At 32.7% G+C, this 14,281-nt stretch carries 16 protein-coding genes; 11 read left to right on the top strand and 5 right to left on the bottom strand.

Going from position 1 to position 14,281, the window contains the following annotated elements:
* Window positions 1-33: 33 nt before the first annotated feature.
* Window positions 34-1,413 carry an aldehyde dehydrogenase gene (locus tag C3E88_RS04295; protein ID WP_236908928.1) on the bottom strand — a complete coding sequence of 460 codons (1,380 nt, stop codon included), beginning with the start codon at window positions 1,411-1,413 and terminating at the stop codon, window positions 34-36.
* Between the two features lie 196 nt (window positions 1,414-1,609).
* On the opposite strand from C3E88_RS04295, the gene C3E88_RS04290 reads away from it, so the two are divergent.
* The 7 genes from C3E88_RS04290 (at window position 1,610) to C3E88_RS04260 (ending at window position 8,351) form a co-directional block, all read left to right on the top strand.
* Window positions 1,610-2,614, top strand: a complete 1,005-nt coding sequence (locus C3E88_RS04290; RefSeq protein ID WP_236908927.1) for a hypothetical protein — start codon at window positions 1,610-1,612, stop codon at window positions 2,612-2,614.
* A 120-nt stretch (window positions 2,615-2,734) separates the two neighbouring features.
* Window positions 2,735-3,313 carry a DJ-1 family glyoxalase III gene (locus C3E88_RS04285; RefSeq protein WP_236908926.1) on the top strand — a complete coding sequence of 193 codons (579 nt, stop codon included), beginning with the start codon at window positions 2,735-2,737 and terminating at the stop codon, window positions 3,311-3,313.
* A 123-nt stretch (window positions 3,314-3,436) separates the two neighbouring features.
* Window positions 3,437-4,045: a DNA-3-methyladenine glycosylase gene (locus tag C3E88_RS04280; protein WP_236908925.1), complete on the top strand. Its 609-nt coding sequence runs from the start codon at window positions 3,437-3,439 to the stop codon at window positions 4,043-4,045.
* Window positions 4,046-4,121: 76 nt separating this feature from the next.
* Window positions 4,122-5,069, top strand: coding sequence for an LCP family protein (locus C3E88_RS04275; RefSeq protein ID WP_236908924.1), 948 nt, complete (start codon window positions 4,122-4,124; stop codon window positions 5,067-5,069).
* Window positions 5,070-5,080: 11 nt separating this feature from the next.
* On the top strand, window positions 5,081-6,118 hold the full coding sequence (gene fni / locus C3E88_RS04270; RefSeq protein WP_236908923.1) for a type 2 isopentenyl-diphosphate Delta-isomerase: 1,038 nt from the start codon (window positions 5,081-5,083) through the stop codon (window positions 6,116-6,118).
* 105 nt (window positions 6,119-6,223) lie between these two features.
* The gene (locus C3E88_RS04265) at window positions 6,224-7,210 is read left to right on the top strand and encodes a biotin--[acetyl-CoA-carboxylase] ligase (RefSeq protein WP_236908922.1); all 987 of its coding nucleotides are present in this window, start codon (window positions 6,224-6,226) and stop codon (window positions 7,208-7,210) included.
* A gap of 103 nt (window positions 7,211-7,313) precedes the next feature.
* Window positions 7,314-8,351: an HD-GYP domain-containing protein gene (locus C3E88_RS04260; protein WP_236908921.1), complete on the top strand. Its 1,038-nt coding sequence runs from the start codon at window positions 7,314-7,316 to the stop codon at window positions 8,349-8,351.
* Window positions 8,352-8,355: 4 nt separating this feature from the next.
* Here C3E88_RS04260 and C3E88_RS04255 read toward each other — a convergent pair whose 3' ends face one another.
* Both C3E88_RS04255 and C3E88_RS04250 read right to left on the bottom strand, forming a co-directional pair.
* Entirely contained in the window at window positions 8,356-9,036 is a 681-nt protein-coding gene (locus tag C3E88_RS04255) for an NAD(P)H-hydrate epimerase (protein ID WP_236908920.1), read from the bottom strand.
* A 53-nt stretch (window positions 9,037-9,089) separates the two neighbouring features.
* On the bottom strand, window positions 9,090-9,644 hold the full coding sequence (locus tag C3E88_RS04250) for a biotin transporter BioY (RefSeq protein WP_236908919.1): 555 nt from the start codon (window positions 9,642-9,644) through the stop codon (window positions 9,090-9,092).
* 225 nt (window positions 9,645-9,869) lie between these two features.
* On the opposite strand from C3E88_RS04250, the gene C3E88_RS04245 reads away from it, so the two are divergent.
* Genes C3E88_RS04245 through C3E88_RS04230 form a run of 4 tightly spaced genes read left to right on the top strand, consistent with a single transcriptional unit; the run spans window position 9,870 to window position 12,410 of the window.
* Window positions 9,870-10,244, top strand: coding sequence for a GntR family transcriptional regulator (locus tag C3E88_RS04245; protein WP_132028606.1), 375 nt, complete (start codon window positions 9,870-9,872; stop codon window positions 10,242-10,244).
* Window positions 10,245-10,246: 2 nt separating this feature from the next.
* Entirely contained in the window at window positions 10,247-11,101 is an 855-nt protein-coding gene (locus tag C3E88_RS04240) for an ABC transporter ATP-binding protein (RefSeq protein WP_132028603.1), read from the top strand.
* A 4-nt stretch (window positions 11,102-11,105) separates the two neighbouring features.
* Window positions 11,106-11,738 carry an ABC-2 transporter permease gene (locus tag C3E88_RS04235; protein WP_132028600.1) on the top strand — a complete coding sequence of 211 codons (633 nt, stop codon included), beginning with the start codon at window positions 11,106-11,108 and terminating at the stop codon, window positions 11,736-11,738.
* Between the two features lie 12 nt (window positions 11,739-11,750).
* Window positions 11,751-12,410 (top strand): ABC-2 transporter permease, encoded by a 660-nt coding sequence (locus C3E88_RS04230; RefSeq protein ID WP_236908918.1) that lies wholly within the window; start codon window positions 11,751-11,753, stop codon window positions 12,408-12,410.
* A gap of 35 nt (window positions 12,411-12,445) precedes the next feature.
* On the opposite strand, the gene C3E88_RS04225 is transcribed toward C3E88_RS04230, so the two are convergent.
* The gene (locus C3E88_RS04225) at window positions 12,446-12,922 is read right to left on the bottom strand and encodes a DsrE/DsrF/DrsH-like family protein (protein ID WP_236908917.1); all 477 of its coding nucleotides are present in this window, start codon (window positions 12,920-12,922) and stop codon (window positions 12,446-12,448) included.
* Window positions 12,923-12,945: 23 nt separating this feature from the next.
* Window positions 12,946-14,259: an aminotransferase class V-fold PLP-dependent enzyme gene (locus C3E88_RS04220; protein ID WP_236908916.1), complete on the bottom strand. Its 1,314-nt coding sequence runs from the start codon at window positions 14,257-14,259 to the stop codon at window positions 12,946-12,948.
* Window positions 14,260-14,281: the final 22 nt, after the last annotated feature.

Below are 14,281 nucleotides of genomic sequence, written 5' to 3'. Positions count from 1 at the left end.
TATTGTGATATGCCTACCCTAGGGTGATAAATTTTATTTCAATAACTTTCTAACCCATTTCAACTTACCTTTATAAGGTGGGTATCTAGTGTCTATATCTGGACTAAGACTTTTATTAGATATACTTTTATAATGGGTAAAGGTATCAAAGCTATACTTACCATGATATGCACCTATACCGCTATTTCCTACACCACCAAAGGGCATATGAGGGTTGGTCAAATGCATTATAGTATCGTTAACACAACCACCACCAAAGGATAAGCTATTTATTATCTTGTCTACTACTTTAGAATTGGTAGAAAAAACATACAGGGCTAAGGGACGAGGTCTCATTTTTATATTCTCTATAACTTCAACTATTGATTCATACTCTAATATGGGAAGAATAGGGCCAAATATTTCATCTTCCATGATTGGATCATCCCAGGTAATATTATTCATGATAGTAGGGGATATATAGAGATCATCTATATCTGAATATCCTCCATAGACTACCTTATCATTATCCATTAAGGAGCTTAGTCTATTAAAATGTCTTTCATTGATGATCCTTGCATATTCATCATTATTTTTTATATCATTCCCATAGAATTCTTCAATATGGTATATAAGTTTTTCAATGAATTCACTCTTTATATCCCTATGGACATATACATAATCAGGAGCTACACAGGTTTGACCAGCGTTTAATAATTTTCCCCATACGATCCTTTTGGCAAATATGTCTATATCCCCTTCCTTATCAACTATACAAGGGCTTTTTCCTCCCAGTTCTAATGTTACAGGGGTTAGATGTTCTGCTGCTTTTTTCATGATCAACTTCCCTATGGAGACACTACCTGTATAAAATATATAATCAAATTTTTTATTCAATATATAATTAGCAGAGTTTGAATCTACATTGACTAGGTGAATCAATTCTTCTGGAAAATTTTCGTTGATCATCTTTTCCATTACTTTGCTAGTATGAATGGAGGAACTAGAAGGTTTAATAAGGACAGTATTTCCCGCTGCTATTGCCCCGATTAAAGGAGCCATAGTAAGTTGGAAGGGATAATTCCAAGGAGAAATAATAAACACATTGCCATAGGGCTCTGGATATATATAGGATTTAGATTTAAAATTTGTTATAGGAGTTTTTACTTTTTTTACTTTAGTCCAATTCCCAATATTGTCTAAGGCATAGGATATTTCGCTTAATACTATACCTACCTCAGTAGAATAGCTTTCAAATTGTGATTTGCCCAAATCCTTGTACAGGCTATCCATTATCATATTTTCATACTCTAAAATAACGTCTTTTAGCTTATTAAGTTGCTCAACTCTAAAGGACACATCCTTAGTAGAGTTAAGGTTAAAAAAAGTCCTTTGTTTATCCACTATTAGGTCTATATATTCTTTATTAACCATATGAACACCTCCTTATCCGTGCTGTATATAGATTATAACATTTTTTGTAACTCATTTGTAACGACTTTTAACCGATAAATTGGTATATTAGGTATACAAAGTAATAAAAAATAGCAGTTTAATATCCAAACATTGTCGAAAACCATATATTTAAGATATAATAGTAGGAGATAAAAATAATGAAAGAGGTAAGGATATGAGAAAAAAAACTAAGATTTTTTCAATAATTGTAATTGCCGTATTACTTTTGACCCTTTCTGGCTGCAGTTCTAAAAAGATAGAAACAGACAAGGATAAAGTAGCTGATAAAGTAGAAGAGGAAGCAGCAAATGTAGTAGAAAGTAAAAATGACAGTATAATGAAGGATTTTAGAAATATGGTTGAAAACAACAATGAACCTATGAACTTGATAAAATATATAGATGAAAACATTGAAAAGGTTTCACCAGAAGAAAGAGTAGAGATGATTGAAAAATTAGAAGCAGTTCAGGAACAATATATAGAAAAATATACAGACCAACTATTTATGGAAGATTATCAAGCGGAGTTACTAAGTTTATCTGGTATTTATCAGCTAAAGCCTGAAAAAGAAGAGGAAATAGGTAAATATTTATTCTTCGATCAGAGCAAGGTAGAAGAAATAAAAAATGGAAATCTAAAAGAGCTGTTAGATAAGATAATCCAAGGAAAATATAAATTAATCAATATGGAAGGAGCCTTTTATCCAATAATAGACTATGAAGCATTAAAAGTCTATGATAAATATGTTTCAAATGAGATGAAGGATTATATCCATATTAAAGCTATGGACTCAAACCTTCCTACAATAATTGATGCAGCATTCATGATATCCTTCGATGAATTAGGTGAAAGGCTAATAACAGTAGAAAAGCATATTATAAAATATCCGGAAGGTATAAAATATGAGGAATTACTAAGACTTTATGGATTATATTTAAGATTCTATCTAGAAGGATCAGACAATACTCCAATATATGATTATGACACGAATATGATAAAAGACGAAGTCTTATCTAGCTATAAAAAATTAGCTAAATCTAAAGATACTGTAACATCCAATATAGTTAGTAAATATATAGATATTATAGAGGAGAACCAATTTGTAATAGATGAAAATGTGTTTTCTCAAATAACAACACTTCATAATGAGGCCATAGCCACATTAGAAGAACACAAATAAGCCCACCATTGGCATAGTTCTAACCCCTTCAATTCAAATGGAACTATGCCATCTTTTTATTTTTGGTAAATTTCTATATTATTGATATAATATAGATGAATATTTTTTAGGAGGGGTAGAATGAAAAAAGTTCTATTGTTGTTAGCAGAAGGGTTTGAAGAGGTAGAGGCCCTTACCACAGTGGACTATTTGAGGAGAATGGACATAATAGTAGATACCTGCTCTATAGAAGAGAAAAATGTACAAGGGGCTCACAGGATAACTGTAGAAGCAGATAAAAGAATAGACGAAATAGATAGCATTAAAAACTATGATGGACTAGTTATTCCAGGAGGCATGCCAGGAGCTACCAACTTAAGAGATGATGATAGGGTTATAAAGCTAGTGAAGGAATTCAATCAAGAGGGAAAAATTCTAGCTGCAATATGTGCTGGGCCTATAGTATTTCAAAGAGTAGGCATACTAAAGGATAAAAAGGTTACTTCTTATCCAGGTTTTGAAGATGATTTAAAGGAAAGTGTATACAAGGAAGACTTGGTTGTACAGGATGGAAACATCATAACAGCTAGGGGACCAGCCATAGCAGTATATTTTGCAATAGAGTTGGTAGAAAATCTAGTGGGAGAAAAAAAGGCTTCTGAACTAAGAAGGGATATACTATTGGATATGGTAGAGAATAGTATTTGTAATAAAAATTAAAAGCAACATAATAAATAAAAGGGAAGATGGGATTTAAAAGGCATATATACATATATGCCTTTTTTAATTTTAGGGTAGAATATATATCAGCGACAAAAAATCTATGAAAGGTGGAAAATAAATATGAAATTAGATAGAAATTTTTATAGTAGGGATACATTGACAGTGGCAAAAGAGCTTTTAGGAAAGGTTTTAGTACATAATGTAGATGGAAAATTATTAAAAGGGAAAATTGTAGAAACAGAAGCCTATTTAGGGATTAAGGATAAGGCCGCCCATTCCTATGGAGGGAAAAGGACCAAAAGAGTGGAGACCATGTATGGGCAGCCAGGAAGAGCTTATGTTTATCTTATATACGGTATGTATTATTGTTTCAATATAGTAGCTGAAAGGGAGGGGATCCCTGAGGCAGTTTTAATAAGAGCTGTAGAGCCTTTAGTAGGGATAGATGAAATGTCTAATAATCGATTTGGGAAGCCCTATGACCAATTGAGCAATTATCAAAAGAAAAATTTAACCAATGGGCCAGGAAAGCTATCCATGGCTTTGAATATCGATAAAACCCTAGATACAAAAGACCTATGTGGAGATGAGTTGTATTTGCAAAAGGGGCAGGAAAAGCAATTTAATATCATAGAAACTACCAGAATAGGAATAGACTATGCAGAAGAAGCTAAGGATTTTCCCTATAGATATTATATAGAAGGAAACCCTTATGTATCTAAATTGTAACCTTATTTCCATTGCAAAACACCTCCATATCTAGTATTATTTAAATTATAGGTTGTACACATTGGAGGTTAGTAAGATGAAAAAGAAATTTTGGGCTACCTTTTTTATATCAATAATATGTTTTTCTGCTTTGTTTGCAGGAGCAGGAAAATACCTATCTAACAAAGAACCAGCCATTTCCGCTGGAGAAGAAGATGGAATAGAAGAGGCATTTGATGATGAAGATGAGATATTGGTTTTACTTATGGGTATAGATGATAATGATGGAGTAGGCGGCATAAAAGCTGTAAAAGAAAAGAAAATAAAAGGTGAAAATAGTCATAAACCAACTGGGATGCGAACCGATACTATGATATTAGGTAAATATAATTTTAAAACTGGAGAGATTACTCTACTATCCATTCCTAGGGATACAAGGGTTAATATAAGGGGAAGAAAAAATCCAGAAAAAATAACTCATGCTCATTCTCACGGAGGGCCCTATCTATCCATAAAAACGGTAAAAGATTTATTGAATATTGATTTAAAATATTATATGACAGTAGATTATTTGGCAGTGAAGAGTATAGTAGATGCTATTGGTGGAGTGGAAATAGATGTACCTGTAAAAATGCGTCACCCTGATCCATATATTCATTTAGATCCAGGCTTAAAAACATTAAATGGGGACGAGTCCTTAATGTATTTAAGATTTAGATCCTACAAGGAAGGCGATTTGGGGCGAGTTAAAGCTCAGCAGATATTTATGAAAGAGTTTATTAAACAGGTATTAAAACCTAAAAACCTATTGGCTCTACCTAAGATGGTCAAGACCTATTATGATTACGTAGACACCAATGTACCCTTTGAAGCGGTGATGAAAGGGGCTATGTCAGCAAGAAAAATAGACCTGGAAAATATGAAAGTTGCTACCCTACCTGGTGAAGGTGAGTATATAGGCCCTACATCCTATTTCCTATATGATGAGGCTGAAATGAGAATTTTAGTAAAAGAACTGTTTGGAGAATATTTGTTAAGTGAATAAGAGAGGTTTTTATGAAAAAAGATATTTTGAGAAAGGATAGAAAAAAAGAGCATATAGATCATTATTTAAAATCTGGATATATCAATTATACATTATTTGATGATGTATTTGTCGAGCACAATGCTCTCCCAGAGTTAAATCTATCAGAAATTGATACAAGGATTAAATTTTTGGGGAACAATGTAAATTATCCCATAATGATAAACGCTATTACTGGGGGAACAGAATTTTCCCGGGAAATAAATAGAGATTTGTCAAAAATAGCTAAGGAATACAATATTCCTATGGCAGTAGGTTCCCAAACCATAGCTTTAAGGGATAAAGAAAGTCATGAATCCTTTAAGATAGTAAGGGAGATAATGGGACAAGAGGAGGTAGTAATAGCTAATTTAAATGCTCATGCCTCCATAGAAGATGTAAAGTTCTCCCTAGATTTATTAGAAGCCGATGGTATCCAACTCCATTTAAACCCAGCTCAAGAGTTGGTTATGAAAGAAGGAGATAGGGATTTTAAGGGGATTTTAAACAATATACAAGATATTGTATCCAGTATAGAAAAACCAGTTATAGTAAAGGAAGTAGGCTTTGGCATATCAAAAAATATAGCTCAAAGCCTATATGATGCAGGAGTAAAATATATAGATGTATCAGGCGTAGGAGGTACCAATTTTATAGAAATAGAGGATAGAAGAAATGACCAAATAGATTTTAGTGATATATATTCTTGGGGAATTCCAACGGCCCTTAGCCTAATCCAATGCAGGGGTATATCAGAGGAATTAGTGTTGATAGCTAGTGGTGGTATAAGGACCAGTCTAGATATACTTAAATCTATAATCTTAGGCGCTGATATGGTAGGTATAAGCGGACAAATATTGAAAGAATTAATGGAAGGTGGATATGAAAGGGCTAATAGGTATATGAAAGATTTGACCTATAAACTTAAAGCATTGATGTTGTTAACAGGGAGCAAAAATATTGAAGAATTAAAGAGAGTTCCCTATAAGGTAAAGGGAGATCTAAGGGATTTACTGGAAGATAAAATTTAATATAATCTTTTTCAAACCCAACGAAAATATATTATTGTTGGGTTTCGTTATGTTATGATTATATTGATAATGAATATAGTCTATTATTTGAGGATGTGATCATATATGAAAAGAAAGACATTATTGATGTTAAAGAAAAGCAAGGATGACTTTATCTCAGGGGAAAAGATTAGTGATGAACTGGGTATAAGCCGCACTGCAGTATGGAAGCATATTAATACATTAAGAGAAGAAGGATACAAGATTGAATCCATGCCTAAAAATGGCTATAAGCTATTGTCCTGTCCAGATGTACTCACCTTAGAAGAAATAGAGGAGTATTTAACTACGGATTTTATAGGCAGGAATATTCATTATTTTGGTAGTATAGGGTCTACTAATATAAAGGCAAAGGAAATAGCTATGGAAGAAGGAGAGGGGACTGTCATAATAGCAGAAGAACAGACCAGGGGGAAAGGACGATTAGGAAGGGATTGGGTTTCACCTAAGGGGAAAGGTATATGGATGAGCATAATACTAAAACCTCAGATGCCCCCTTCAGAAGTAGCTAAATTAACATTGATAGGAGCAGCGGCAGTAAATCAAGGATTAAAACAAATAGGTTTAAAGTCTCATATAAAATGGCCTAATGATATAATAATCCATGGTAAAAAGGTCTGTGGTATCCTTACAGAGATGAGTTGTGAGCTAAATATAATAAATTATGTAATCATGGGTATAGGTATTAACGTTAACTTAGGAGAAGAAGACTTAAGTCAAGTATTAGCCAGTAAAGCCACATCATTAAAGGAGATTACTGGTATAGATATAGATAGGAAAAGACTATTAGCTATGGTATTAAATCATTTTGAGGATCTTTATCTTCCATTTAAACTAGAAGGAGATATTTCTAAATCCATCCATATATCTAGAGAAAATTCCATAATAATAGGAAAGGAAGTACGAATAATAAGGGGAGATACTGAGACGATAGGTAAGGCTTTAGATATAGACGAGGAAGGACAATTAATAGTAGAATATGAAGGTGGCAAAAGGGAGAGTATATTTTCTGGTGAGGTTTCAGTTCGAGGATTAAGGGGATATGTAGAGTAGGTAATTATTACTAAAATTCAAAGAAAACAACAATCTAAGTAATAATATGATAAAATATACCATGTGTCGTAAAGAAAACAAATTAGAATAGTGGTGAAAGTTGTTGGAAACCAAATCTCTTTGTTCGACGGAAGATGCATTGGATGAAATATTAATAGAAGATATTTTTGATGATGAAGGAAATATGCTAATGGGGAAGAATTCTGTAATCAACATGTATGCTATAAAACTTTTATCTAAGTCGAAAATTAATAAAGTACCAATCTATCCATCTGAAGAAGATGATTATCCTTTATCAGGAGCTAGTTCCCCACTAGATTGTAAAGAAAGTATCTTAGCAATGCAGGAGATAGTTACAAGACTAGCGGCAGGGAAGGGAGTAGATCCAAATAGCTTAGGTAGTATTTCTAAGATTTTATCCCTTGAAGTAAATAAAAATAGTCAAATGATTGGATATACGGGAAGGATTAAGGATACTGACGAATACACCTATAATCACAGTGTAAATGTAGCCATATATTCTATATATTTAGGGAATTTGATAGGATTAGACAAGAAAAGGACTAGAGAACTATGTCAAGCTGCTTTACTTCACGATATTGGAAAAGCTAAAGTACCAAGGAATATATTAAATAAAGAGGGTAAGTTGACTGATGAAGAATTTAGTGTAGTTAAAAAACATACAATAGATGGCTATATATTAGCAAAACGCATATCTTTTTTGACAGAAGAGATTAGGGAGGCTATACTTAGTCACCACGAAAGAGAAGATGGTAGCGGTTATCCCTATGGTATAAAAGGAAGGAAGATTAATCTATACGCTAAGATACTTGCAATAGCAGATGTTTACGATGCATTAACTTCGGAGAGAGTCTATAAAAAGAAGAGCACTCCTTTTGATGCTATAGAAGAATTTTATAATATGGGAGTTCATAAATTTAGTAGACCACTATTAAATATATTTTTCAAAAACTTATCTCAATTATATGTAAATTCCAAAGTGAAATTAAGCGATGGAAGGGTTGGTAAAATCGAGTTTATCCATCCTAAAGATTTAACTAGGCCTGTAATTAATATAGAAGCCGAACATATAAACCTGTCAAAATGTGCTTCCTTAAAAATAAATGAGATAATAGGATAGACCATTAGTACTGATGGTCTATCCTATTATGCAATATAGTGTCTACGGCTATTCTAGGCATTCCAATGGTTTCTACAATTACATCTCCTGAATAACTTTTGTTGTGAAGTAATCCCTTTTTCATCAGTTGAAAGGTGATGGTTTTGTTGGAGTTAATTGATATACCTAAGGTTTCTCCCGTATCTGAATCCATACCTGATGGGATATCTATAGATAGTATGTATTTACTATTCTGGTTTATTAGTGAGATTACTTGCTTGAAGATACCTTCAACTTCCCTGGCTAAGCCTGTTCCAAATATGGAATCTATAACCATATCTGAATTATCCAGTGAATCTTTTAATGGCTCTAAATCCCTTTTATCTACTATATATTCTATGGGAATATTCATATTTTTAAGTATCTTGTAATTTGTCATGAAATCCTGACTGCCTTTACCTATATTTCCTAGTATAAATATATCTACTTTTTTATCCATTACTATGAGATGTCTTGCTACGGCTAGTCCATCTCCTCCATTGTTTCCAACACCGCATAGGACTGTAAAACTGTTGAATTTATTTAAATCTATATTATCAACTACCTTTAAAGCTGCATTTTCCATAAGAACAATTCCAGGAATACCTAATCTTTCAATGCAATATTTATCGATGGTTTTCATCTCTTCTCCAGTTACGGTAATCATGTATGAACCTCCCTTCACCAATATTATATCAAAAAAGAAGGCTTATAAATTGCCTATTGGCTAATAGGGCTAATTCGTTGAAGTATTTTTGATGCCACTAAGGAGGCAGGAAAGGCCTTCAATATATCTCCAGGTAGAAAAATAATACATCCTGCTTTCAAAGCTGCTACAAAGGAGATGGATTTACCCATTATATGATTGAGTACCATGTACATATATGGAACTCCGAATAAATATATAACCAAAGTACCTACTAGAGTAGCAAAAAATATCCTTCTAAAAGCCATAACTTCACCACTATGGACAATCCTTCCAACTATAAAAGCTGCAAATATAAATCCGATCAAAAAACCAAAACTTGGTGTAAATACCGTTTGAGGTCCGCCAGAAAATCCTGCAAATATTCTAACCCCAGAAAGCCCTAATAATACATAGATTAGTTGAGATAAAGCTCCCAATCTAGAGCCAAGCAAAAGTCCAGATAATATAACAAACAAGCTTTGTAGCGTAATGGGGACACTACCTACAGGTATACTTAAAAAAGCCCCTATTGCTGTTAATGCAGTAAATAAAGAAGTTAATACCATTTCCTTAGTAGATATTTTCATATGATCCCTCCAATATGTAAACTAATATATATATTAAGTTGACAATAAGATTGTAATAAATTATAGAATCAATGTCAACTATAAAACAAAACATGTTAACAAAGTATATTTATATTAAATCATCTAAACTATTGACAAGTTTTAAAAATAAGCTTATACTGTATATGGACTATATATACAGTATATACATAATAAACACTATATACTTTGCTTAGGAGGATGGCTATGAAGATTATCGTTTCTAATTCATCAGATGAACCTATATATGAACAGATATCCCAACAAATCAAGGGAATGATTTTAAAGGGAGAGTTGAAAGAAGGAGATTTATTGCCTTCTATTAGAGGATTAGCTAGGGATCTTCAAATATCTGTTATAACCACTAAGAGGGCTTACGATGAGTTGGAAAAGGAAGGATTTATTGAAACTATGCAGGGGAAAGGTTCCTTTGTAGCAGGGCAGAACAAGGAATTAATGCGAGAGAAAAAACTGAAAATCGTAGAAGAAAAACTTCTTGACATAGTAGAGGAAAGCAAATTATTAGGACTAGATTATGAAGAAATACAGGAAATGTTGAAAATTTTGTTTGAGGAGGTATAGATATGGATTATATTCTAAAAGTTAAGAATTTGAGAAAACAGTTCAAAAATTTTACTTTAGATGACATTAGTTTTAAATTGGAGCCTGGATATATAATGGGGTTTATAGGGCCTAATGGAGCAGGGAAAAGTACCACTATAAAGCTTATAATGAATCTGCTCAAAAAAGATGGTGGGGAGATTAATATATTTGGTAAGGATCATGTAAAATACGAGAAGGAGATAAAGGATAGAATAGGCTTTGTATATGATGAAAATTATTATTATGAAGATTTGACTATCAATCAAATGAAAAACATAGTAGCCTCCTTTTATTCAAGATGGGATGAACAGCAGTTTAACTATTATATTAAAGAATTTGATCTAAATCCAAAGGTAAAGATCAAAACTCTATCTAAAGGTATGAAGATGAAGTTTTCATTAGCTGTTGCCTTATCCCATAATGCTGACTTAATAATCATGGATGAACCTACATCTGGGTTGGATCCAGTATTTAGACGGGAGATATTGGATATTTTATACAACATTATCCAGGATGATACCAAAAGTATATTTTTTTCCACTCATATAACTACGGATTTGGAGAAGATAGCAGACTATATAACCTTCATCAATGAGGGAAAAGTGGTATTTTCAGAGTCTAAGGATGGGGTGATGGAGAGCTATGCCATAGTAAAAGGTGGTATGGACCTATTAGATGAAAATACTAGAAAGCAATTTATTGGATTAAGAGAAACTAGAGTTGGGTTTGAAGGATTGACCAATAATTTAGACAAGATAAAAAACACATTTGGAGATAAGGTGTTGATAGAAAAAGCAAGTTTAGAAGACATTATGGTTTATAGCGTGAGGAGGTAGGAGTATGCTAGGGATTATTAAGAGGGATTTAATGCTATTGTGGTCAAACAAGCGAGATAGATTTTTTATAATATTTTATATACCATTTTTACTACTGATAATAGAATCCTACGATTTAAAATGGCTTTACCTTGCAATAATAGTAGCCTATACTTATATTCTTTCCATATTATCTTTTTCTCATGATATTAATGGTAAGGCTAAATATATTATTCATTCATTGCCGATAAATAGGGAAGAGATGGTTTTTTATAAGTATTTATCTAGTTTTGTGTATTTGGCCATCACGATTGTGTATGTTGGGATTTATTTGTGGATAATTAATGCAATAGGAATAAAACCTGTGGATTATTTTAATCTGGAGATGATAATCAAGGCTATACCTATTATTATGATTTTAACATCTATAGTCTATCCAGCGTATTTTATATTTGACCCTAAGATAGCACAGATAATCCATATGATAGTATTTTTTACTTTTTTCATTGGTATGGCAAATTTGGGTTCGGTGGGAGATAAATCTTTAGTAAGCCGTATAGGATTTATTAGGGGAAAAGGTATGATATATGTTTCCGCAGCAATGTATATAATCTCCCTATTTCTATCCATGAAACTATATAAGAATAGGGATCTATAGGGGAGGGGTAGGATGTTTAATTTAATAAAAAAGGATTTTATATTGTCGAGAAAGATCAATATATTTGCAGTAATATATGGACTGTTTATTGCGGCTATGGGGCTTACAATGCCTGATCCTTTAATGTCAACTCTCCTATACGTTTTTGGGATGATTATACTTATATTTATTACTGTTATATATACAAATGGATACGATGATAAGTATAAGAGTGAAATAATACTTAATAGTCTCCCAATGGATAGGAAAAATATTGTTAGAGCAAAATACATGGCGTTAATACTATTTATTGTAATAAGTTGTGGTACCGTGTTGATATTTACCAATATTATTTTGAAATTAGGAATTGCTAGCACTGGGAAAGGTGCGAGTATATGGAATGCTATCTTTGTTACTAATATATCCCTGATATTCTATTCCATATACTATCCAATTTATTTTAAAGTGGGGGAAGGTCTAAGGAGTTTTAATACCATGTTGTGGATACTGATGGTAATAGGGCCATCGGTTTTAAGTAAATTGATGGAGGGATTAAACAATATAGGCTATTTGGAAAAAATAATTGATATAGATATTAATAGGATAAATATATATGTGCTAATACTTTCTTTGATCATGTTCTATATGTCTATGAAGATATCCGAAAAAATTTATAGAACGAGGGAGTTCTAACTATTAGAAAAGGGAGTTATAGAAACTCCCTTTCATTAAATAAACAATTGGATATTTGATTCCAATGCATCTCTTAAATATTCTTCTGCAGTAACTATCTTCACCTCTTCAATTAACTCATCTTCTTTAAAGCCCATAACTTCACAGGATAATTTACAGGCTTTAATAGATGCTCCCTTATTAAGAGCACCTTTTAGAAAATCTTCTAATGTAGGAGTTTGGTTTTCTTCCATCATCTCGACTAGCATCTTTTTCCCAATACCTGCAAAGTTCATCTTTGATAGTGGAAGATCTTCTATATTTCTAGGCGTCATACTAGCAAACATCTTTTCATAGGCAGTTTTATCTTCCTCATCCATATTATTTGGATCCTTTATCAATAATAACCCCCAAAATGCAAAGAACATGGTTACATCCATTTCCATGGCTAAAGCGGAATTAGCTAGGATTAAAGCTGCTAAAGCTTTGTCATATTCACCACTAAACATTAATATATTCATCTTTTTCTTCACAACAAAACCTCCTTTCCACTATTTTAAGTAGAAAGGAGAGTTTTATACTTTAAATCATATTTTTTTCTATTGTATGCTATCTGGTTTAACAATGCTATCAAAATATTTATTTCCTGATAATTATTATATAGACCGAAGCTTATTCTAACAGTGCCTGGTCTTAATAGACTTTCATCCTGTTTATACTTTTCCATATCCTCTAGAGAGATATTTAGCAGTTTTTGTATATAAGGTTGTGCACAAAAACAGCCATTTCTTACAGCGATGCCACCTTCTAAGGATAGGATGGAGGCTACAGCTCCATGATATAGTCCATCTATATTTAAGGATATAATAGATACCTTGTTTTCAATATCCATATCGTCGTATAAGGTTATATAAGGTATGTTCTTCAACCTTTCAAGGGTATATTTAGTTAACTCCTTTTCGTAACAGGCTATTTTTTCCATTCCAAGTCCTTTTAATGTTTTTATACTCTGTACTAAAGCTACTACTCCCAAAAGATTAGGAGTTCCTGCTTCCTCTTTTTGTGGAGGCTCTTCCCATAGCACATCCTTTGGTGTTACTAATTTGACTGTACCTCCTCCAATATGATCAGAATAACCTTCCCTAAAAGTATCTTTAGGTCCAATTAAAACCCCTGTACCAAAGGGAGCATACATTTTGTGACCAGAAAAGACAAGATAATCTATATGCTCAGGATGCTCAACAGATTTCATATCTACTGGATGATGGGGTACTAATTGGGCACCATCGACTAGAATTTTGCTACCATATCTATGGGCTAGTTTTGCTATTTTATGTATTGGATTTAAGTACCCTGTTACATTAGAGGCACCAGTTACTGCTAATAGTTTGACTTTTCCCTTATGTTTTTTTAGAAGATGTTCCAAATGATCTAGAGATAATCTGCCTTTATTATCTACTTGGACATAGTCTACTTTATATTTATATCTCCAAGGCAGATCATTAGAATGATGTTCCATGTAGGTGGAGAGGACTATGCCATCTCCTATTTCATCTATAAGCCTATAGGAAAGTTTATTAATTGCCTCTGTTGTATTTTTAACAAATATTACTGTATGATATTTACTATCGCCTTTAACAAAGTTTAATACATCCTCCCTTGCCTTTTCATAAAGTTGGGAAGAGAGGATTGATTTATACCCAGCACCTCTGTGAACGGAAGAATAGTAGGGGGAAAAACTATTGATTTCCTTTATTACTGAGGTAAAGGGGGGAGTAGTGGCGGCATTATCAAAATTTATACATGGAACTTTAATCCCATTTGCTAATGGAATTAAGGTATTTGTTCCACAAACCAAGTTTTTATACATAAAATCACCTATATTCTATTTG

Source organism: Clostridium sp. Cult3 (genome assembly GCF_021655115.1).
Lineage (GTDB): Bacteria > Bacillota > Clostridia > Tissierellales > Tepidimicrobiaceae > PPXY01.
Note: the sequence above shows the minus strand (reverse complement) of the source record. Positions and strands in the feature narration are given on the sequence as shown.

What these genes read in the sequence shown, in the direction of transcription:
- C3E88_RS04240 (WP_132028603.1), top strand. Translation starts at nt 10,247, where the DNA reads ATGGATTATATTCTAAAAGTTAAGAATTTGAGAAAACAGTTCAAAAAT.
- C3E88_RS04295 (WP_236908928.1), bottom strand. Translation starts at nt 1,413, where the DNA reads ATGGTTAATAAAGAATATATAGACCTAATAGTGGATAAACAAAGGACT.
- C3E88_RS04285 (WP_236908926.1), top strand. Translation starts at nt 2,735, where the DNA reads ATGAAAAAAGTTCTATTGTTGTTAGCAGAAGGGTTTGAAGAGGTAGAG.
- C3E88_RS04290 (WP_236908927.1), top strand. Translation starts at nt 1,610, where the DNA reads ATGAGAAAAAAAACTAAGATTTTTTCAATAATTGTAATTGCCGTATTA.
- C3E88_RS04255 (WP_236908920.1), bottom strand. Translation starts at nt 9,036, where the DNA reads ATGATTACCGTAACTGGAGAAGAGATGAAAACCATCGATAAATATTGC.
- C3E88_RS04245 (WP_132028606.1), top strand. Translation starts at nt 9,870, where the DNA reads ATGAAGATTATCGTTTCTAATTCATCAGATGAACCTATATATGAACAG.
- C3E88_RS04280 (WP_236908925.1), top strand. Translation starts at nt 3,437, where the DNA reads ATGAAATTAGATAGAAATTTTTATAGTAGGGATACATTGACAGTGGCA.
- C3E88_RS04230 (WP_236908918.1), top strand. Translation starts at nt 11,751, where the DNA reads ATGTTTAATTTAATAAAAAAGGATTTTATATTGTCGAGAAAGATCAAT.
- C3E88_RS04265 (WP_236908922.1), top strand. Translation starts at nt 6,224, where the DNA reads ATGAAAAGAAAGACATTATTGATGTTAAAGAAAAGCAAGGATGACTTT.
- C3E88_RS04250 (WP_236908919.1), bottom strand. Translation starts at nt 9,644, where the DNA reads ATGAAAATATCTACTAAGGAAATGGTATTAACTTCTTTATTTACTGCA.
- C3E88_RS04220 (WP_236908916.1), bottom strand. Translation starts at nt 14,259, where the DNA reads ATGTATAAAAACTTGGTTTGTGGAACAAATACCTTAATTCCATTAGCA.
- C3E88_RS04235 (WP_132028600.1), top strand. Translation starts at nt 11,106, where the DNA reads ATGCTAGGGATTATTAAGAGGGATTTAATGCTATTGTGGTCAAACAAG.
- C3E88_RS04275 (WP_236908924.1), top strand. Translation starts at nt 4,122, where the DNA reads ATGAAAAAGAAATTTTGGGCTACCTTTTTTATATCAATAATATGTTTT.
- fni (WP_236908923.1), top strand. Translation starts at nt 5,081, where the DNA reads ATGAAAAAAGATATTTTGAGAAAGGATAGAAAAAAAGAGCATATAGAT.